The following is a 19,243-nucleotide window of genomic DNA, read 5'->3' on the forward strand; positions in this document are numbered from 1 at the left end:
GGCCGGGGGTTCCGGCTTGGTTCGGCGGATCGTGGGGTCGGGCGGGGTCGTGTGCGGCGCCGTTGCCGGGGCTCTGCCCCGGGCCCCGCGCCTCAAACGCCGGCGGGGCTGGATTGGGCGGGGCTGGATTTCGGCGGGGCCGGGTGTGGCCGGTTCGGGGTGGTGATCGACACAGGGGGCGGGCGCAGAATCGTGGGTATGCTCGCCGCCATGCCCACGCCCCCTTCCGCCGCCGCGCGGGACGAACCCGTCATACGGGATCGCGGCGACGCCTGCCCCGGCGCGCTGCGCCTGCACGCCGCCGACGACGGGTACCTGGCGCGGGTGCGGATCCCCGGCGGGCTGCTGAGCGTCCGGCAGGCCTCGGTACTGGCGCTGGCCGCCGACCGGTTCGGCGACGGGCACCTGGAACTCACCTCGCGCGGCAACGTCCAGCTGCGGGGTCTCGCGGACGGATGCGGCGCGGGCCTGGCGGAGCTCCTCGGCGCGGCCGGGCTGTTGCCCGCTCCGGGCCACGAGCGGGTACGGAACATCGTGGCGACCCCGATGTCCGGACTCGACGGCCGGGGACACGTCCCGGCGACGCCCTGGGTGGGCGAACTGGACCGGCTGCTGTGCGCGAGCGCGCGGGCGACGGCCCTGTCCGGACGGTTCCTCTTCGCCCTCGACGACGGGCGCGGGGACGTCGCCGCGCTCGGCCCCGACGTGACCGTGCTCGGCAGGCCGGACGGCCGGGCGCTGGTCCGGCTCGGCGCGGCCGCCGACGCCGTGGAGGTGGCCGCGGCCGACGCGCCCCGGGCGGCGCTGCTCGCCGCCGAGTACTTCCTGGACCGCGTGGACGCCGCCGGCACCCGGGCCTGGCGGGTGTCCGAACTGCCCGCCGAACACGCCCCGGACGCAGGGCGGTTCGCCGCCCGGCTGGCCGCGGACGGGATCGCCTGCGGGCACGCGGCCGAGGTGGCGTGGCCGTACGCCGAGCCGCCCGGGCCGGGCGAAGGCCCGTACGGGTCCCTGTGCGTGCTGCCGCCGCTCGGCCGGCTGACCGCCGGACAGTGGCGGGTCCTGGCCGAGGTCGCCGACGGGGCGGGCGGCGAACTGCGGGTCACCCCGTGGCGCGGCATCGTCCTGACCCGGGCGGTCACGACCGGGGCGGGGACCGCGCCCGACGGTGCGACCCGGATCCGCGGCGCGGGGCTGGTCGTCTCACCCGGCAGCGCGTGGGAGTCCGTCACCGCCTGTACCGGGCGCCCCGGTTGCGCGAAGTCCCTCGCGGACGTGCGCGCCGACGCGCGGGCCCTCGTACCGGAGGCGGCCGGGCCCGCCCCGCGTTCTTCGGAGCGCTCTTCGAGCGGGGCACGCCCCCTGCCCGTGCACTGGTCCGGCTGCGAGCGGCGGTGCGGACACCCGCGCGGCGCCGTCTGGGTGGACGTGGTGGCCACGGGCGACGGATACCGGATCGACGGCCGGCCCGTGCCGGACCACGAACTCTCCGCGGCCCTCGCCGCGGCGCGCAACACCCCTCATGTTCCCCAGGTTTCAGAAGACGCAGTGAAGAAATGAGCGAGTACACCGTGTTCGAGTACGAGAAGGACGGCGCCGAGATCTACCGCCAGTCCTTTGCCACGATCCGCGCCGAGGCGGACCTCTCCGGGCTGCCCGCCTCGGTCGCCCAGGTCGCGGTGCGCATGATTCACGCCTGCGGCATGACCGACCTGACGCGGGACCTGGGCTACACGCCCGAGGTCGTCCTGCGGGCGCGCGCCGCCCTGGAGGCGGGTGCCCCGATCCTGTGCGACGTGCAGATGGTCGCCAGCGGGGTGACCCGCAAGCGGCTGCCCGCCGACAACGAGGTGATCTGCACCCTCTCCGACCCGGCCGTGCCGGAGCTCGCCGCGAAGATGGGCACGACGCGCAGCGCCGCCGCCCTCGAAGTCTGGCGGGACCGGGGCCTGTTGGAGGGATCGGTGATCGCCGTCGGGAACGCGCCGACCGCGCTCTTCCGGCTGCTGGAGATGATCGAGGAGGGCGCCCCGCGCCCCGCCGCCGTCATCGGCGTCCCCGTCGGCTTCATCGGCGCCGCCGAGTCCAAGGACGCCCTGGCCGAACACCCCTCGGGGCTCGACCACTTGATCGTCCGGGGTCGGCGCGGCGGCAGCGCCATGGCCGCCGCCGCAGTCAACGCCATTGCGAGCGTGGCCGAATGAGCGCGGAGCAGGTGCGGGACACCGGAAAGCTCTACGGGGTCGGGCTCGGGCCCGGCGACCCGTCGCTGATGACGCTGCGCGCCGTGGAGGTGATCGCGGAGGCCGACGTCATCGCGTACCACTCCGCCCGGCACGGCCGCTCGATCGCCCGCTCGATCGCGGCCGGGCACCTGCGCGCCGACCACGTCGAGGAGCCGCTGGTCTACCCGGTCACCACCGAGACCACCGACCACCCCGGCGGCTACCAGGGCGCGATGGAGGAGTTCTACGAGGCCTCCGCCGCCCGGCTCGCCGTCCACCTGGACGCCGGCCGGACCGTAGCCGTCCTCGCCGAGGGCGACCCGCTCTTCTACGGCTCGTACATGCACATGCACAAGCGGCTGGCGGACCGGTACGAGGCCGAGGTGATCCCGGGCGTCACCTCGGTGAGCGCCGCCGCCGCGCGGCTCGGCACCCCGCTCGTGGAGGGCGAGGAGGTGCTGACCATCCTGCCCGGCACGCTGTCCGAAGAGGAGCTCACGGCCCGCCTCGCCGCCACCGACTCGGCGGTCGTGATGAAGCTCGGCCGCACCTTCCCCGCCGTGCGGCGGGCGATGGAGAACAGCGGCCGGCTCGCCGAGGCGCGGTACGTGGAACGCGCGACGATGGCGGGGGAGCGGACCGGCGTCCTCGCCGACACCGACCCCGACAGCGTCCCCTACTTCGCCGTCGCCGTGGTGCCCAGCCGGATCGGCAACCCGGGCAGCGTGCCGTCCGGCCCCGGCGAGGTCGCCGTGGTCGGCACCGGTCCGGCCGGGCCGCTGTGGCTGACCGCCGAGACCCGGCGGGTGCTGGCCGACGCCGAGGTGCTGGTCGGGTACACGACGTACCTGGACCGGGTCCCGGCGAGGCCGGGCCAGGTGCGGCACGGCTCCGACAACAAGGTCGAGTCGGAGCGGGCCGAGTTCGCGCTCGACCTCGCCCGGCGCGGCAAGCGGGTGGCCGTGGTCTCCGGCGGCGACCCCGGGGTCTTCGCCATGGCCACCGCGGTCCTGGAGGTCGCGGGACAGCCCGAGTACGAGGACGTGCCCGTACGGGTGCTGCCCGGGGTGACGGCCGCCAACGCGGCGGCCGCGCTGGCCGGTGCGCCGCTCGGCCACGACTACGCCACCATCTCCCTCTCCGACCGCCTCAAGCCGTGGGAGGTCATCGCGGAGCGGCTGCGCGCGGCCGCCGCGGCCGATCTCGTACTGGCCCTGTACAACCCGGGCTCGCGCAGCCGGAACTGGCAGGTCGCACAGGCCAGGGCGCTGCTGCTGGAGCTGCGCGCTCCCGAGACCCCGGTGGTCGTCGCGCGCGACGTGGGCGGGCCGGAGCAGTCGGTCCGCATCCTCACGCTGGCCGAACTGGAGCCGTCGGAGGTCGACATGCGGACGATCCTGCTGATCGGCTCCTCGCAGACTCAGGTCACGCAGAGGCCCGACGGTTCGCGGGTGACGTGGACTCCGCGCCGGTACGGATGATCCTGCCCGGCCGGCCGGAGGCAAGGGGCCTCCGGTCGGCCAGGGGCGGCAGCTTTTAGAATCTGCCGCATGGCAACAAGACTCGTGCAGATCAATATGAAGGCCCATGACGACTCCGCGCTCGGCCGGTTCTGGGCGGAGGCACTCGGCTGGGGTGTCGACAGCGAGGGACCCGGCGTGACGAACCTCGAACCCGTGGGCTTCGCCTACCCCGACCCCGCGGCCGTCTGCATCGACATCATCGCCCGCCCGGAACCCAAAACGGTCAAGAACCGGGTGCACCTCGATCTGGCCACCACCTCGGCCGCCCATCAGGCGGAGCTGGTCGCGCGCCTGAAGGATCTCGGCGCGACGCCCGCCGACGTGGGTCAGGGCGACGTGCCCTGGACGGTCATGGCCGACCCGGAGGGCAACGAGTTTTGTGTCCTGGAGCCCCGTCCGATCTACCGGGACACCGGGCCGATCGCCGCGGTGGTGGTCGACTGCGCCGACCCACGGGGGATGGCCCGGTTCTGGGGCGAGGCGATGGACTGGACGCTGCACGAGGTCACCGACGACCAGGCGACCATGCGCTCCGCCAAGGGCGTCGGCCCCTACCTGGAGTTCCTCCGCACCCCCGACACCAAGAGCGGGTGGAACCGCGTCCACCTCGACGTTCGCCCGTACCCGGGTGACGACCTGGCGGCGGAGGAAGCCCGACTGCGCGCCTTGGGCGCCACCGACCCCGGCATCGACCAGTCCGCGATCCACTGGAGCGTTCTGGCCGATCCGGAGGGCAACGAGTTCTGCCTCCTCAGCCCTCGCTGACCCTGAGCACGGCTGGCTCGGCGCCCTACCGGGGCGCCGGGTCGGTCATGATACCGGGACCGACGGGCGCGGCTTACGGGCGCGGCTTACGGGCGCGGCCGCTCGTAGTCCAGCCGGCGTAGGGCCTCGGCGACCGAAGCCGCCTGCGGGACGCCCCCGGGGACCGGCGGCCGGCGGACGACGAGGACCGGGATGCCCGCCTCGCGGGCGGCGGTGAGCTTGGGGGCGGTGGCGGAGCCGCCGCTGTCCTTGGTGACCAGGAGGTCGATACGGTGCCGGGCGAGCAGCTCCCGCTCCTCGGCGAGGCCGAACGGGCCCCGGGCGAGCAGCACTTCGAGGCGCGGCGGAGCGGGGGCGGCCGGGGGATCCACCGAACGCACCAGGAACCAGGGCTCGGTGAGGTGCGCGAAGCTGTGCAGGCCCATCCGGCCGGTGGTCAGGAACGCGCGCGAGCCGAGCCCCGGCAGCAGGGCGGCGGCCCCGGCGAGGGAGTCCGCGAAGTGCCAGTCGTCTCCGGGGCCGGGGACCCAGCCCGGGCGGCGCAGCGCGAGCAGCGGGACGCCCGAGAGGGCCGCCGCCCCGGCCGCGTTGAAGCTCATCCGCTCGGCGAAGGGGTGCGTGGCGTCGACCAGGTGGGTGACGTGGTGGGCGGTGATCCACGCCGCCAGCCCGGCGGCTCCGCCGAAGCCGCCGATCCGGGTCTCGCCCGGGGGGAGCACGGGGGCGGCGACCCGGCCGGCCAGTGAGGTCGTCACCCGGTACGCGGGTTCGTCCCCGGCGGTCAGCGCCTCCGCGAGCCGCCGGGCCTCCGTGGTGCCGCCGAGGATCAGGACGTGCGGCCGGCGGCCCGGAGCGGCCGGATCAGCAGTCATGCCGGTCGCGTTCGGCGGAGTACAGGTGGCTGTCGCGGAACTGCTCGGCGCCCAGGGTGCGGCCGACCAGGATGACGGCGGTGCGGACCAGTCCGGCCTCCTTCACCTGGGCGGCGATGTCGGCCAGCGTCCCGCGCAGGATCAGCTCGTCGGGGCGGCTGGCCATCGCGACCACCGCCGCCGGGCACTCGGCCCCGTAGTGCGGCAGCAGCTCGTCGACGACCCGGTCGACGTAGCGCGTGGCCAGGTGCAGCACCAGCAGTGCCCCGCTGCGGCCCAGCGTGGCGAGGTCCTCGCCGGGCGGCATCGGCGTGGCCTGCTGGGAGATCCGGGTCAGGATCACCGTCTGGCCGACGGTCGGCACGGTCAGCTCCCGCTTCAGCGCGGCCGCCGCCGCGGCGAAGGCGGGGACGCCGGGGACGACTTCGTAGGGGATGCCGGCCGCGTCCAGGCGCCGCATCTGCTCCGCGACGGCGCTGAAGACGGAGGGGTCGCCGGAGTGGAGCCGGGCGACGTCCTGGCCGGCCGCGTGCGCCCGTACGCACTCGGCGATGATCTCGTCCAGGTTCAGCCGCGCCGTGTCGATCAGGCGGGCGTCCGGCGGGCATTCGGCGAGCAGTTCGCGCGGGACCAGGCTGCCCGCGTACAGGCAGACGGGGGCCGCCGCCAGGGTCCGGGCGCCGCGCACCGTGATCAGGTCGGCCGCGCCGGGGCCCGCGCCGATGAAGTACACGGTCATATCGTCTGATCCATTTCGTCGTCGCTGGTGGTGGCGCTGGGGTTGGGGTGGGGCTTGGTCACCGACCACTGGGTGACGGGCATCGCCTGGCGCCAGCCCGTGAAACCGCCCACCGGCACGGCGTGCGCGACGGCCAGTTTCACCAGTTCGCCGCCGTGGCGCCGGTAGCGCTCGGTGAGGACCGCCTCCGACTCCAGGGTGACCGTGTTGACCACGAGCCGGCCGCCGGGGGGCAGCGCCTCCCAGGCCGCGTCGAGCAGGCCCGGGGCGGTCAGGCCGCCGCCGATGAACACGGCGTCGGGGGCGGGCAGTCCGGCGAGGGCCGCGGGCGCGGCGCCGGTGACCACGCGCAGCCCGGGGACGCCGAGCGCCGCCGCGTTGCGGGTGATCCGCTCGGCCCGCTCGGCCACGCGTTCCACGGTCACCGCGCGGCAGGAGGGGTGCGTACGCATCCACTCGATGCCGATGGAGCCGGATCCGCCGCCGATGTCCCACAGCAGTTCGCCGGGGGCGGGGGCCAGCGCGCAGAGGGTGGCGGCGCGGACGTGGCGCTTGGTGAGCTGGCCGTCGTGCTCGTAGGCGGCGTCGGGCAGGCCGGGGGTGGCGCCGAGCCGGGGTGCGGGGGCGGCGGGGTCGCGGCGGCAGTCGACGGCGACCAGGTTGAGGGGGTCGCCGGGCGGGTGCTCCCAGGTCTGGGCGAGGCCCTCGTACGCGTCCTCGTGCTCGGAGCCGAGCTGTTCCAGGACGCGCATCCGGCTGGGGCCGAAGCCCCGCTCTCGAAGCAGAGCGGCGATCTCGTTCGGGGTCACTGCTCCGGAACTCAGCACCAGCACCCGCCGGCCCTCGTACAGCGCGGCCGCCAGCCGGGCCACGGGGCGCCCGACGGCGGTGATCACCTCGGTGTCCTCCACCGGCCAGCCCAGGCGGGCGCAGGCGTACGACATCGAGGAGGGGTGGGGCAGCACGTGCAGGGCGTCCGCCCCGAGCTCCTCGGACAGCGCGCGGCCGATCCCGTAGAACATCGGGTCCCCGCTGGCCAGCACCGCGATCCGGCGGCCCGCGTGCTCGGCCATCAGCTTCGGCACGGCCGGCCGCAGCGGGCTCGGCCAGGCCACGCGCGCGCCGCCGCACTCTTCGGGCGGCAGCAGGTCCAGCTGCCGCGGTCCGCCGATCAGCACCTCGGCCCCGGCCAGCGCGGCCCGCGCGGGGGCGGTCAGCCCGGCCCAGCCGTCGGCGCCGAGACCGACGACGGACACGGGCGGGGCGATCGGCGCGGGTATGGGGGTCGGTGGCGGTGCGGAGCTCACTGCGCGGAACCTCGGGGTGGGGGAAGCGGGTGGACCCGCAGCCTACTGGGCCCGCACCCCCGCCCAGGGGCCAGGGTGACCGGGGTAACCCGGCCGGGAGTAGGGTGGCGGTGTCCCGACAAGGTTACCGGTGGTAACCCTCCCTGATGCGATGCGTGATGTGAGTGCGAGGAGCTGTCATGCCGGGTTGGAAGGCCGCACACGTGCCCGACCAGAGCGGCCGCACGGCCGTGGTCACGGGGGCCAACAGCGGGATCGGCTACTTCGCCGCCCGCGAGCTCGCACGGCACGGCGCCTCGGTCGTGCTGGCCTGCCGGAGCGCCGCCCGGGGGCGGGCCGCCGAGGTGCAGATGCGTACCGAAGTCCCAGGCGCGGACGTGGAGTTCATGCCGCTCGACCTCGCCGACCTGGCCACCGTGCGGGAGTTCGCGCAAGGCTACGCGCAGCGGCACGGCACCCTCGACCTCCTCGTCAACAACGCCGGTGTGATGGCCCTGCCGTTCGGGCGGACCGTCGACGGGTTCGAGACCCAGTTCGGGGTCAACCACCTCGGCCACTTCGCCCTCACCGGCCTGCTCCTGCCCCGGCTCCTCGCCGCCGCCCCCGGGGCCCGGATCGTCAACCTCTCCAGCGGCTTCCACGCCCTGGGGGATGTGGACCACGCGGACCTCAATGGCGAGCGGAACTACCGCCGCTGGATCGCCTACGGCCGCTCCAAGACCGCGAACCTGCTCTTCACCCACGAGCTCGCCCGAAGGCTCGCGGCCGCCGGATCCGGGATCGTCGCGGCCGCCGCCCACCCCGGCTACGCCTCCACCAACCTGCACGTCGCGGCGACCCCGCAGGCCGGCACCACCCTCACCTCGCGGATCGCGGTCGCCGCCAACAACCTCGGCAACACCATCGGCAACGGCGTCATCGCCCAGTCCGCCGCCTCCGGCGCGCTGCCCACCCTGTACGCGGCGACCGCGCCCGGGGTCCGGCCGGACGAGTTCATCGGGCCGCGGCTCGGCTTCCGCGGCGCGCCCGCCCGTTCCTGGCGGGCGAAATGGACCCTGGACGACAAGTCCGGCGAACGGCTCTGGGCCGCCTCGGAAAAGCTCACGGGAGTCTCGTACACGTCCCTATCGCGCTGAACCCCCGGGGGCTAGCTTGCTACCCACCAGTCACTTCAGGCTGTGGAGCCGCATCACGCCGCGCCCCCTGGGAGAGCCATGCGCAGATCCGCCCTGCCCGTGCCCCTGTCGTTCCCGATGCTCTCGGCCCTGACCGCCGCGCTCGCCGCCGTACTCCTCGCGGCCCTCCTCACCGCCCCGGCGGCGCGGGCGTCCGGCCGGGCCGACGCCGCGCGCGCGGAGCGGCGTACGCCCGTCGTCCTCGTCCACGGCTACGGGGACACCGCGGCCTCCCTCGACGGGCTGGAGGACTACCTCCACGCCCAGGGCTGGCTCTCCAGCGACCTCGCCGAATTCGGCTACGACTGGGCCGCCACCAACGAGTCCAACGCCACCCGCTTCGGCGCCTTCCTCACCGAGCGGTTCGGCGACCGCCAGGTCGACGTGGTCGCGCACAGCATGGGCTCGCTGCTCACCCGCAAGTATCTGAAGGACGGCGGGAGTTCCAAGGTCCGCGCCTGGGTCTCGCTCGGCGGTCCCAACCACGGCGCGGGCGACGCCGCGCCCTGCGGCCCCTTCGCCACCTTCTGCGACATCCACGCGGCCTCCCTCGCCGACATGACCCCCGGCAGTGAGTTCCTGAACTCCCTCAACGCGGGCGACGAGACCCCCGGTTCCACCCGCTACACCACCTTCAGCTCGACCTGCGACCAGCAGATCCCGCCCGGCGACAGCCGCGCCCCGCGCTCCACCGAACTGGCGGGCGCCGTCAACCACGTCCTGCCGGTCGGCGACAGCGGTTGCCCCTCGCACTACGGACTGCTCTCCAACGACTGGGTCCGCCGACAGATCGTCGCCGAGTTCTCCAAGGACCCGGTGAGCCAAGTCGACCTGAAGACGGGCCCGTTCCGCATCACCGTCGACTCCGCCCGGTTCACCTCCAGCGGAGAGAACGCCCCCGAGCTCTACGACGGCCTCACCCTCACCACCGACGGAACCGCCCGTACCCTGTGGCACCGCGACCGGGCCGGCGCCACCGCCTTCCCCGACCACGACCCGTGGTTCGGGCTCGACGACTCCACCCGGAGCCAGACCTTCACCGGCGAGGCGACCGTCACCGCCTACCTCATCGACGCCGACTACACCGCCGGGAACAACGACGACGTGATGGCCGCCGGCCGCGTCCACTGGGACCCGGCGCTCGGCTTCGGGCGCTTCACCGCGAAGATGCTCGGCGTGGACGGCGGCGAGGCGGCCGTCACCTACACCGTCACCCCGGCGCAGACCGCCGTCCCCGCCTGCCGGCTCCGCGTGGACCAGGCGGAGCTGACCTACTTCGACGACGGCACGACCCGTCCCGCGCTCTACGGGGACATCGGGGTCCGGACCGGCGACGGGGCCCGTAGCGCCGTGTGGTCGCGCTCCGCGTCCGACCCGTCGACCTTCCCCAACCGGGGCGGCCGCAGCAACCCGGACCCGTACTTCTACCAGCGGGTCGGCTCGGGGGCCACGTACTCACCCGGCCCCTTCGAGCTCGGCGTGTACCTCTGGGACTACGACGCCTCCTCGGCCGACGACCTGGTCGCCCGGGGCACGGTGGCCTGGGATCCGTACACCGACCAGCCCGGCACCCGCACCAGCGAGTTCTACGGGGACGACGGCGGGCACGTGAAGGTCACCTGGACCGTCCTCTGCCCCTGACCTGGCACGACGTCCGCTCATGCCGGGGAGCGCGCCCCGGTATGAGCCCGTCCGCCCCCGGGAAGCCTCCGGGCGCCCCGTCCGGGCCCTGACCGGGCCGCCGCGTCCGCACCAGACTCGACGGAATGGACGACGACGCTACGGACAACCACCTACACCACCCGCACACCGATCCGGAGGGCGGGGACCACGCGGTGGTCCTCGGGGCGGGTATGGCCGGGCTGCTGGCCGCGCGGGTGCTCGCGCGGAGGTTTCCCCGGGTCACCCTGATCGAGCGGGACGAACTGCCGCAGGAAGGGCCGGAGTTCCGGCCGGGGATCCCGCAGTCCAGACACGCGCACATCCTGTGGTCGCGCGGCCTGTACCTCATGGAGAAGATGCTGCCGGGCCTCACCGGGAAACTGGTGGAGGCCGGAGCCTCCCTGCTGGAGACGCCGCGGGACTTCCTCTGGCTGAGCCCGGCCGACTGGTTCCAGTCGGTCCCCGGGACCAAGGTCCTGGTCGCCGGCCGGGACCTGCTCGACCGGACGGTGCGCGAGGAAGTGCTCCGGGACGGGCGCATCCGGATCCTGGCCGGGACGGCGGCCACCGGGCTCGTGGCCGGGCCGGACGGCCGCTCGGTCGCCGGAGTGCGCCTGCGCGACGCCGCCCCGCTGGCCGCACGCCTGGTGGTCGACGCGACCGGCCGCACCTCCAAGACCACCGCCTGGCTCGCCGAACTCGGCCACCCGGCCCCGGAGGTGACCCGCTACGACCCCCATCTCGGCTACTCCAGCCGCTACTTCGAGAGGCCGGCCGATCCGGCGCGGCGCTGGCACGGCATGTACGTCCAGAGCCGGCCTGACCTCCCGCGCGGCGGCGTACTCGTACCGCAGGACGGCGACCGCTGGCTGGTGACGCTCATCGGCAACGGCGAACACGCCCCGCCCGTCAAGGACGAGGAGTTCTTCGCGTTCGCCCGCAGCCTGCGCAGTCCGGCCCTGTACGACGCCATCCGCGACGCGACCCCGCTGTCCTCGCCCACCGCCTTCCGGAGCACGGCGAACGAATGGCGGCACTACGAACGCCTGGAGCGCTGGCCCGCCGGACTGGTGGTCCTCGGCGACGCGGCCTGCCGGTTCAACCCCGTGTACGGGCACGGGATGACGGTCGCCGCGCTCGCCGCGGAGGCACTGGCCAAGGAGATCCGCACCCTGGACCCGGAGCGGATCGCCGCGGCCTCCCGGCGGATCCAGCGCAGCACCACCGCCGCGGCGGCCGTGCCCTGGCAGATCGCCACCAGTGAGGACATGCGCTACGCGGTGACCGAAGGGCCGCCGCCGGACCGGGCCACCCGGTTCCTGCAGAACTACATGTCCCGGGTGATGGTCGGCGCCAACACCGACCCGGTGATCTCCGGCCGGTTCTTCGGGGTCCTGTCGCTGACCGACTCGCCCAACACCCTGCTCAGCCCCGCCACGGTGATCCGCGTCCTCTCCAAGTGGCGACTGCCCACCGCCCCGGACACCGCCGACTACCCGGCCCACCACAGGCCGGCCGGCGACCGCGGCTAGGCCGGGCGGGCGTCGGCGGCCGACGACCTAGCCGCCGACCGCGCGCAGGTAGAGGTCGCGGATGCCGTCGTCGAAGTAGGAGCTGTACGAGGTCTCGTCGTCGCCGCCCAAGTCCCGGCCGCCGATCACCCCGATCAGGGTGTGCCCGTCGGCCAGCACCGGTCCGCCGCTGGTGCCGTTGGGTACGTCCGCGCAGTCGAGGCGCACCTGCGTGGGCCCGGCGGCGACGGCCGTGGTCAGGCACCCCAGGGGCTCCTCGGAGTCGTTGGGGTAGCCCATCAGCCGGGCGGGCACGGGGAGTTCGGTCCCGAACCGGATGGTCTCGGCGGAGCCGGTGGTGTCCTCCAACCGCTCCCCGGGATGGCCGGGGCGGCTCAGCCGCAGGAAGGCCACGTCGCGGTCGGGGTCGTGGTCCTCGATCCAGCGGGGGTCCACGTCGATCCGGTCCGGGACCCAGACCCCGTACGGGAAGGAGCCGTCCCGGTAGCCGGGGGCGAAGGCGAGGTTGGTGCGGAAGCCGCCGCGGTAGACGCAGTGGGCGGCGGTGGCGATGAGGTCCCCGCCGGGGGAGTGGACCACGCTGGCCGAGCAGTGGTGGTCGGGGTCGGCGTCGTCGCCGGGGGAGAACAGCGCGCCGACGGCGGGCTCGGCGGGGGCCGGCGCGGCCGTCAGGGGCTGCCCGTCGGGGGTTTCTCCGGTGGCGGGGGCGGGCGCCGGCGGGCCGCCCGCGTCCGGCGCCCCCGCGTCCGGTGCCCCCGCGTCCGGTGCGGCGCCGGCCGCGCCGTTCAGTACCGCGGTCGCGGCGTCCTCCGTGCTCGCGGGGTCCCGGAGGTAGGTGCCCCGGCCGGGGTCGCCCTGGGCCACGTACGCGGCCAGGCCGCGCAGCTGCCAGACGTACCCGGCGCCGCCCACGAGCAGGGCGCAGCAGATGCCGGACAGCACGAAGACCCGTACGGCCCTTATCTGGACCTTGGTGAACATGCGGCACTCCCGCCCCTGGAGACTCATGCGTCTATTGTGCTGGCCCGCGCGGGAACGGCTCCCTAGGATCGGAACCATGATCGCTGAGATGCAGTGCGTGGTGCTGGACTGTCCCGATCCGACCGCGCTGGCCGCGTTCTACCACTCGCTGGCGGGCGGCGAGGTCAACCGGCCGGACCGCCGCTGGACCACCGACGCGCGCTGGGCGACCCTGCACACCGGGGCGGGCTCCGTGCTCGCCTTCCAGCGCGCCGAGGACCACCGCCCGCCCCAGTGGCCGGACCCGGACCGTCCCCAGCAGCTCCACCTCGATTTCGCCGTCGCGGACCTGGACCGGGCCCACGAGGAGGTGCTGGCCCTCGGCGCCACCCTCCTGGACGAGAGCCGGGCCGCCGAGGGCTGGCGGGTCTACGCCGATCCGGCCGGCCACCCGTTCTGCCTGGTGTGCGACTGACGGGGGCAGCCGCCGGTGCCTTTATTGCGAGTGCTTCGCAATAAGATGATCCCTCGGCGACGCGGCCGGAGAGTGCTTCGACAAGGTTGCCCGCGTGCTCAGCTGGGTGAGTTCACGGCGAAGACGGGCTGAGCTGTACGGTCGTCACCGCCCCGCCCGAGGCCTCCTTCACCACCGCGATCCGGGTACCGGTGTCCGGCACCTTGACCCCGAGCTGCGGCAGCCGCGCGTCCCAGTAGGACCCGTGGCGGTCGTCGAAGACCGCCACCCCGGGCCGCGCCGGGATCACCACCGGTACCCCCGCCTTGTGCAGGACGACCCGGTCGCTCGGGCGGAGCGAGAAGGTGGCGTCGAAGGTCTGCGCGCGGGCGCCCAGCGGGGTGCCGTCCGCGTAGGTGAGCGGCTCGGGCCGGGAGTCGACGGGCAGCAGCAGCCCGCCGCCCGGATGCGCCTTGGTGGTGTTGTCGCTGTACGAGGTGTCCCAGAGCCAGATCAGCACGCCCTGCTGGTACGGGAAGAACTCCACCTTGTCGCCCGTGAAGCCGAAGTTGTACGGGCCCGTCTTCAGCAGGCTGCCGTAGCCGGTGTAGCGCCGGTTCTCCACGAAGTACGCACGCGGGTGCTGCTCACTGCCCGTACGGCCCTGCGTGCGCGACCACTTGACCGCCGTCCAGCCGTTCGCACCCTGCTCGGCGCCGTCGCGCAGCAGCTCCCGGCCGCCCGCGGTGACGCGGATGTCGTCGAAGGCGACGCCCTTGCCGTGGGTGTTGCTGTCGGAGGTGACGCGCAGCCGCAGCTGCACGCTCCTGCCCGCGAACTGCTCCAGCGGTACGGACAGTTGCTTCCAGCCCGCCGAGGTTCCGGTGATCCCCTTCGCGCCGGTCGCCACGCCGTCCACGGTGCCCGGCAGGGCGGTCCAGCCGGTGCCGCCGTCCGTGGAGGCCTCCACCGTCAGGAAGTCGAAGTCCTGCTCGATGTCGTACCAGACCCGGGCGTCGAGCCGGGCCGCGTCCGCCGGCGCCGTCGTGAGATCGACGGTGCGGCTCAGCGTGTTGTCCATGAAGTCGCCCGTACCGCTCCACCACTGGCTGCCGCCCTCGTACGGATCGGCCAGCTCGGTCGTGGTCACCGAAGGCGGCAGGTGGACCAGCAGGGCTTGCGGATCCTCGGTGTTGTAGCCCGAAACCCCGAGCGTGGCCCGTGTGGTGCGGCCCGCGTCGGCCTCCGTGTACTGGAGCCAGCCCAGCTGCAGCTTGCTCCACGGGTCGAGGTCGCCCGGGAACATGCCGGTGGTGTTCGGGCCCTTGCCGAGATAGGAGGCCGAGGACATCAGCGACCAGAAGTTGACGTTGTTGTCCCCGCCTGAGCTGTACAGGTCCGGAAGTCCGAGATCGTGCCCGAACTCGTGCGAGAACAGGCCCGCGCCGCTGTTCTCCCCACCCGTCAGGTAGTCGCCGGCCCAGATCCCGGTGTCGCCGATCGGGGTTCCGCCCGCCTTGTTGCCTTCGGGGCCCGCGCTGCCGGCCTGGTCGTAGTACGCGAACCAGCGGTGCGCCCATACGGCGTCCGTGCCCTGCGCGCCGCCGCCCCAGGTCTGGTCCTTGCCCGCGTGGACCACGACGAGGTGGTCGAGATAGCCGTCCGGCTCGTCGAAGTTGCCGTCGTGGTCGGCGTCGTAGCGGTCCCAGACGTCGTACTCGGCGAGCTCCGCCTTGATCTGCTCGGACGTACGGCCCTTCGCGCGCTCGGAGTCGTACCAGGCGGCCGTCGCATCCCGGATCATGTCCCAGTTGCTCTGGCACTGACCCGCCTCGGAGCAGTGGTCGCTTCCGTAACGGGCCTCGTTCCAGGGGAGTTTGACCCAGGCGGTCACCGTGCCGTCCATGTCGTAGCGACCGGAGGACTGAAGGTCGTAGTAGGCGCGCATGGAGGCCGACCGCGGGTCGGCTGAGAAGAACTGCTGTTGGTAGTAGGCCTGGTCGAAGTCCTTGCGCCACAGGGTGTGGTTGTCGTCCTTGGCCGGCTTGCCGATGGTGTTGTGCAGCGGGCCGGGTGTGCCGCCGAAGCGCGTCTTGCCCTCGAACTGGGTGGTGTTGTCCACCTGGTCGCCGAACTCGGCGAGGATCACGAAGACCTTGTCCTTGCGCTCCTGGGCCAGCTCGACGTACTGCTTGCCGACCTTGGCCCGGCGCGGCAGCGTCCCGTCGGCCTCGGCCCGCAGGCCGTCGGGCCGGCCGGCCGCGACGTCTTCGAGGGCTTGGCGGCGCAGGGCCTGGCGCTGGACCTCCAGGGGTGCGGGCGGCGGGGCCGGGGCCTCCTGCTGCCCGGTCCGCTGCTGTTGCGGCCCGGCCGGGGGCGGGGGCGGGGGTGCGGTGGCGGCGAGCGCGGGGGTGGTGGCGGTGGCGGCGAGGAGGGCGAGGGATATCGCCGCTCCCACCGCAGCGAGTCTGCGCAACGTGGCTGTCCTTTCCGGGAGTTCGGATCGAAGCGCGAGTAATATTTCACATGTGACAGGTGATTGATAGGCGTCCCGAACTCGCCGTTCCGAAGGCCCCGTTCGCCGCGCGGCGCTATGGTGCCGGGCGGGGCACGACGGTGCGAGGGGGCGGAACCGCGATGCGATTTCTGTTTGTGCACGGCACGGGGGTGCGGCGCGAGCGCCACGACACGCTCTTCGCACTGGTCCGGGACCGGCTGACCGACCGGTTTCCCGACGCGGCCGTCGACTCCTGCTTCTGGGGGGAGCGTTTCGGGGCCACCCTGAGCGCCCATGGCCGGTCCGTACCCGGGCTGCGCCTGCGCGACGGGGCCCCCGAGCCGGGGGACGACGAGACCGCCGAGTGGGGGCTGCTGATCGCCGACCCGCTGTGCGAGCTGCGGGTCCTGGCCGAAGCGGGCTGGGACACCGGCGTCGACGGGCACGATGGCGGGGACGAAGACGACGCCTTCGCCATGCCCGGTGTGCGGTCCGCCGGATTCCGGGTGCTGGAACTGCTGGCCGGCCTGTCCGAGGGGCCGGAGGGCGCCGGGCCGCCCGGGGCCGGTGTGCCCGGGGCGGGGGCGCCCGGGGCCGGTGAGCAGGCCGCGCTGCTGCGAGGCACCGGGCTCGCCGCCGGATTCCCCGCCGCACTGGAGGCCGTCGCGGGATCCGCCGAGGCCGCCCGCGCCGGTGCCCGCGCCACCGAGGAGCCCCAGGCCCGGGAGCTGGCCACCGCCCTCGCCCGCGCGGTGACCGCCGCCGCGCTCGCCTCGGCCGGAGCCGAGGCCGACTGCACCGGGGCCGAACGCGACCGCCTGGTCGAGCTGCTCACCACCCGGCTCGGCGGCGACGCCCGGGTGCCCGGAGCCCGGGCCGCCGCCGTCCTCGGCCGGCTCGCGATGCGCGTGACCACCCAGCCCCTGCTCAACGCCTGGCGCGGCTCCCTGACCGTCGGCGCCACCCCCGCCCTGGGCGACATCCTCCGTTACCAGGCCCGGGGCGCCGACCTGCGCGCATTCCTGCACGCGCGGATCACCGCCGAGCCCGGCCCGACCGTGCTCATCGGCCACAGCCTCGGCGGGATCGCCCTCGTGGACCTCCTCGCGCTCGCCGCCGCCCGCGGCGAACCCGTCCCCGGGGCCGCGCTGCTCGTCACCGTCGGCTCGCAGGCGCCGTTCCTCTACGAACTCGGCGCGCTGACCGGGATCGCACCGGGCACGAAGCTCCCGTACGCCTTCCCGCGCTGGCTCAACGTCTACGACCGCCAGGACGTGCTCTCGTACCTCGCCGAGCCCGTCTTCCCCGGCGACCCGCGCGTCAGCGACCACGAGATCGGCAGCCGTCAGCCCTTCCCCGCCTGCCACAGCGCCTACTGGAAACAGGACTCGCTCTACGCGCGCATCGAACAGGCGGTGGTTGAAGCGGAGATCGGGTGATCCTCCCTGACCTGCTCCCCAGGGCCCTGGAACCACGACGCACCTTCGCGCTCGTCGCCGGGGTCGAAAGTTATGCCGTCAGCCAACGCTGGAACCTGCGCGGCCCGGCCCGCGACGCCCTTCGGTTCGCGCGCTGGTTGACCGGTCCGGGGGAGGTCCCGCCGGGCCACGTCAAACTGCTGCTGTCCCCGCTCGACGACCCGCAGACGCTCGACTGGTCGGACTCTCCTGGGCTGGAGGCCCTGCGCACCACCCACCGGCCGGCCACCGAGGGGAACGTGAAGGCGGTACTTCTCGATGAACTCCCTGCGTGCGACGGGGATTTGCTGTGGATATTCTGGGCGGGGCACGGATACATCGAGCCGCGCGCCGGCGAACTCATGCTGCCCTGCGCCGATGCCAGCCCCGGCCAGATCCGCCACCTCAACCTCGACTCCGCGCTGCGCTGGTGGCGCACCGACCTCGTCAAGCACCGCCGGTTCCCGCTCCAGGCGGCCCTGGTGGACGCCTGCCGCGTCGACGCGCCCCGCGACACCCGGTGGAACTTCGGCACCAACGACTACGGCGGCGGCGCCACAGTCCCCGGGCGCCGGCAGTTCCGGCTCTACGCCTCCCGCGAGGGCGAGGCCGCGCAGAACGACGCCGAGCGCGGCGAAGGCCGTTTCACCGAAGCCCTGCTCGGCGAACTCGGCGAGCGGTCGGTGCGGGACGTGGTCACGGGGCTGGCCGACACGGCCCGCGCCATCCACCACACCTTCCGGGAACTGCGCGAGCGCGGCCAGGGCTGGCAGCTCCCGCAGTTCGTCGTGGATCGCGACTGGGACGCATGCTCCTTCCTCCATGACGAACTGATCGGGGCGCCGCCGCCGCGCGCGGCCCGCCTCGACCAGGCCGCGTGGGACGGGCTCGGAGAGCTCTTCGAGGACCGTGACCTGCCGCGCTGTGCCTACGAGGCCTACGTGTGGGCCTTCAAGGCGACCGGCTGCGCCGCCCCGATGCAGGGCGGCCTGCCGGGCGGCAGCCTGCTGGAGGTGGTCCAGGACCTCGACGAGCGCCACGGAGGCCCGGACGGGATGCCGCTCGCGGTGCCCTTCGTACGGTTCCTCGGCGAACGGGCCGGAGCGGGTGACGAGCGGTGGGCGGCCCGGCTGCGCGACTGGGTGCGCGACACCTGTGAGCGCCTGGCCCTGCCCGCGCTGCGGCCCCCGCCCCCGCTCCCGCGCAGAACGGCCCTGCACGTGCGGCTGGAATCGCCGCCGGGCGGGGAGGACGGCTTCCGGGCCAGGATGTGGCTGCGGCGGGACACCACCGAGCACATCTGGGAGTCGGAGGGCGGGCCGGTCCGACTGGATGTGATACGCGAGGAACTCGTACGCCAACTGGGCCGTATAGGGCGGGCGTTGGGTGGACATGCCGAGGCCGGGCGGCCGTCCGACGCCGTGGAGCGGATCGAGTTCCACGTGCCGTACGAGCTGCTGGACCTGGACTTCGACCAGTGGCCGGTCCCGCGCGGCCCCGGCGGGCGGACCCGGGCCCTCGGGCTCGTCTACCAGGTGGTGGTGCGCTGCCCGCAAGAGCGCGGGGACACCATGGTGGAGTGGCGGAGCAAATGGCGCTGGCTGTGGGTGCAAGGAGGGCGGCACGCCGACGCGGTGCGCGTGGTGGGTGACGCGGACGTGGACGACGGACTCGGTATGGAGCTGGGGTCGGGGCCCGCGCCGGCGTGCGTACTGGCGCACACGCAGGGCAAGGCGCGGACGGGGGCGGTGGTGGAAGCGGTGCTGGAGGGCGGGCTTCCCGTGGCGGTGTGGCGGCGTGCGCGCGGCTCCGGTCCGTCTGTTCCGCCCGTGCCTCCGGATCTCCTCGCCCTGCTCGCCCCGACCGGTGCCGACGGGCGTCCCGACCCCGGCGCACTCGACGTGCTCGGGCTGCCGGCGCGCGTGCGGGAGGTGCGCCGGGCGGCCGCCGGAGCGGGCGTGGGAGCCCCCGATGGAAGCCGACAACGGGCAGTAGGGGGAGACCAGTTGGTTCTCCTGTGGGACGATCCCGACGACACGCTCACCCTCCGGTCCTTGGCCTGAACCGACCCGATT

At 74.1% G+C, this 19,243-nt stretch carries 15 protein-coding genes; 10 read left to right on the forward strand and 5 right to left on the reverse strand.

Annotation, left to right across the window (positions count from 1 at the left end; translation table 11 throughout):
• The first annotated feature begins 210 nt into the window (after positions 1 to 210).
• The 4 genes from ACFXDJ_RS14225 (at position 211) to ACFXDJ_RS14240 (ending at position 4,513) form a co-directional block, all read left to right on the forward strand.
• Complete coding sequence (locus ACFXDJ_RS14225) at positions 211 to 1,560, forward strand: cobalamin biosynthesis protein CobG (RefSeq protein ID WP_384657881.1); 1,350 nt, start codon at positions 211 to 213, stop codon at positions 1,558 to 1,560.
• The gene (locus ACFXDJ_RS14230; protein ID WP_384657878.1) at positions 1,557 to 2,204 is read left to right on the forward strand and encodes a precorrin-8X methylmutase; all 648 of its coding nucleotides are present in this window, start codon (positions 1,557 to 1,559) and stop codon (positions 2,202 to 2,204) included. The genes ACFXDJ_RS14225 and ACFXDJ_RS14230 overlap by 4 nt, the downstream gene beginning before the upstream one ends.
• Positions 2,201 to 3,706 (forward strand): precorrin-2 C(20)-methyltransferase, encoded by a 1,506-nt coding sequence (locus ACFXDJ_RS14235; RefSeq protein ID WP_384657875.1) that lies wholly within the window; start codon positions 2,201 to 2,203, stop codon positions 3,704 to 3,706. Before ACFXDJ_RS14230 ends, ACFXDJ_RS14235 begins: the two co-directional genes overlap by 4 nt.
• A 69-nt stretch (positions 3,707 to 3,775) precedes the next feature.
• Positions 3,776 to 4,513, forward strand: coding sequence for a VOC family protein (locus ACFXDJ_RS14240; protein ID WP_384657872.1), 738 nt, complete (start codon positions 3,776 to 3,778; stop codon positions 4,511 to 4,513).
• Positions 4,514 to 4,599: 86 nt separating this feature from the next.
• Here ACFXDJ_RS14240 and ACFXDJ_RS14245 read toward each other — a convergent pair whose 3' ends face one another.
• The 3 genes from ACFXDJ_RS14245 to cbiE are packed head-to-tail and all read right to left on the reverse strand — an operon-like array spanning position 4,600 to position 7,431.
• Complete coding sequence (locus ACFXDJ_RS14245) at positions 4,600 to 5,385, reverse strand: cobalt-precorrin-6A reductase (protein WP_384657870.1); 786 nt, start codon at positions 5,383 to 5,385, stop codon at positions 4,600 to 4,602.
• Positions 5,375 to 6,124, reverse strand: coding sequence for a precorrin-4 C(11)-methyltransferase (cobM, locus tag ACFXDJ_RS14250; RefSeq protein ID WP_384657868.1), 750 nt, complete (start codon positions 6,122 to 6,124; stop codon positions 5,375 to 5,377). The genes ACFXDJ_RS14245 and cobM overlap by 11 nt, the downstream gene beginning before the upstream one ends.
• Complete coding sequence (gene cbiE / locus ACFXDJ_RS14255) at positions 6,121 to 7,431, reverse strand: precorrin-6y C5,15-methyltransferase (decarboxylating) subunit CbiE (protein ID WP_384657865.1); 1,311 nt, start codon at positions 7,429 to 7,431, stop codon at positions 6,121 to 6,123. The genes cobM and cbiE overlap by 4 nt, the downstream gene beginning before the upstream one ends.
• 179 nt (positions 7,432 to 7,610) lie before the next feature.
• Here cbiE and ACFXDJ_RS14260 point away from each other — a divergent pair, with 179 nt between their 5' ends.
• The 3 genes from ACFXDJ_RS14260 to ACFXDJ_RS14270 all read left to right on the forward strand — a co-directional run bounded on the left by ACFXDJ_RS14260 (position 7,611) and on the right by ACFXDJ_RS14270 (position 11,800).
• Complete coding sequence (locus tag ACFXDJ_RS14260; protein WP_384657863.1) at positions 7,611 to 8,567, forward strand: oxidoreductase; 957 nt, start codon at positions 7,611 to 7,613, stop codon at positions 8,565 to 8,567.
• A 78-nt stretch (positions 8,568 to 8,645) separates the two neighbouring features.
• Positions 8,646 to 10,247: an esterase/lipase family protein gene (locus ACFXDJ_RS14265; protein WP_384657861.1), complete on the forward strand. Its 1,602-nt coding sequence runs from the start codon at positions 8,646 to 8,648 to the stop codon at positions 10,245 to 10,247.
• Positions 10,248 to 10,372: 125 nt separating this feature from the next.
• Positions 10,373 to 11,800, forward strand: coding sequence for an FAD-dependent oxidoreductase (locus ACFXDJ_RS14270; RefSeq protein WP_384657859.1), 1,428 nt, complete (start codon positions 10,373 to 10,375; stop codon positions 11,798 to 11,800).
• 27 nt (positions 11,801 to 11,827) lie between these two features.
• Here the strand turns inward: ACFXDJ_RS14270 and ACFXDJ_RS14275 are convergent, their stop codons facing one another.
• On the reverse strand, positions 11,828 to 12,808 hold the full coding sequence (locus tag ACFXDJ_RS14275) for a trypsin-like serine peptidase (RefSeq protein WP_384657856.1): 981 nt from the start codon (positions 12,806 to 12,808) through the stop codon (positions 11,828 to 11,830).
• A 49-nt stretch (positions 12,809 to 12,857) separates the two neighbouring features.
• Between ACFXDJ_RS14275 and ACFXDJ_RS14280 the strand changes: the two genes are divergently transcribed.
• Positions 12,858 to 13,235: a VOC family protein gene (locus ACFXDJ_RS14280; RefSeq protein ID WP_384657853.1), complete on the forward strand. Its 378-nt coding sequence runs from the start codon at positions 12,858 to 12,860 to the stop codon at positions 13,233 to 13,235.
• A 112-nt stretch (positions 13,236 to 13,347) separates the two neighbouring features.
• Here ACFXDJ_RS14280 and ACFXDJ_RS14285 read toward each other — a convergent pair whose 3' ends face one another.
• The gene (locus ACFXDJ_RS14285) at positions 13,348 to 15,690 is read right to left on the reverse strand and encodes an immune inhibitor A domain-containing protein (RefSeq protein WP_384657849.1); all 2,343 of its coding nucleotides are present in this window, start codon (positions 15,688 to 15,690) and stop codon (positions 13,348 to 13,350) included.
• A 161-nt stretch (positions 15,691 to 15,851) separates the two neighbouring features.
• Here ACFXDJ_RS14285 and ACFXDJ_RS14290 point away from each other — a divergent pair, with 161 nt between their 5' ends.
• Both ACFXDJ_RS14290 and ACFXDJ_RS14295 read left to right on the forward strand, forming a co-directional pair.
• Complete coding sequence (locus ACFXDJ_RS14290) at positions 15,852 to 17,150, forward strand: hypothetical protein (RefSeq protein ID WP_384849108.1); 1,299 nt, start codon at positions 15,852 to 15,854, stop codon at positions 17,148 to 17,150.
• Entirely contained in the window at positions 17,147 to 19,231 is a 2,085-nt protein-coding gene (locus ACFXDJ_RS14295) for a hypothetical protein (RefSeq protein WP_384653663.1), read from the forward strand. The genes ACFXDJ_RS14290 and ACFXDJ_RS14295 overlap by 4 nt, the downstream gene beginning before the upstream one ends.
• Positions 19,232 to 19,243: the final 12 nt, after the last annotated feature.

The sequence above is a fragment of the Streptomyces sp. NPDC059443 genome (assembly GCF_042750105.1).
Lineage (GTDB): Bacteria > Actinomycetota > Actinomycetes > Streptomycetales > Streptomycetaceae > Streptomyces.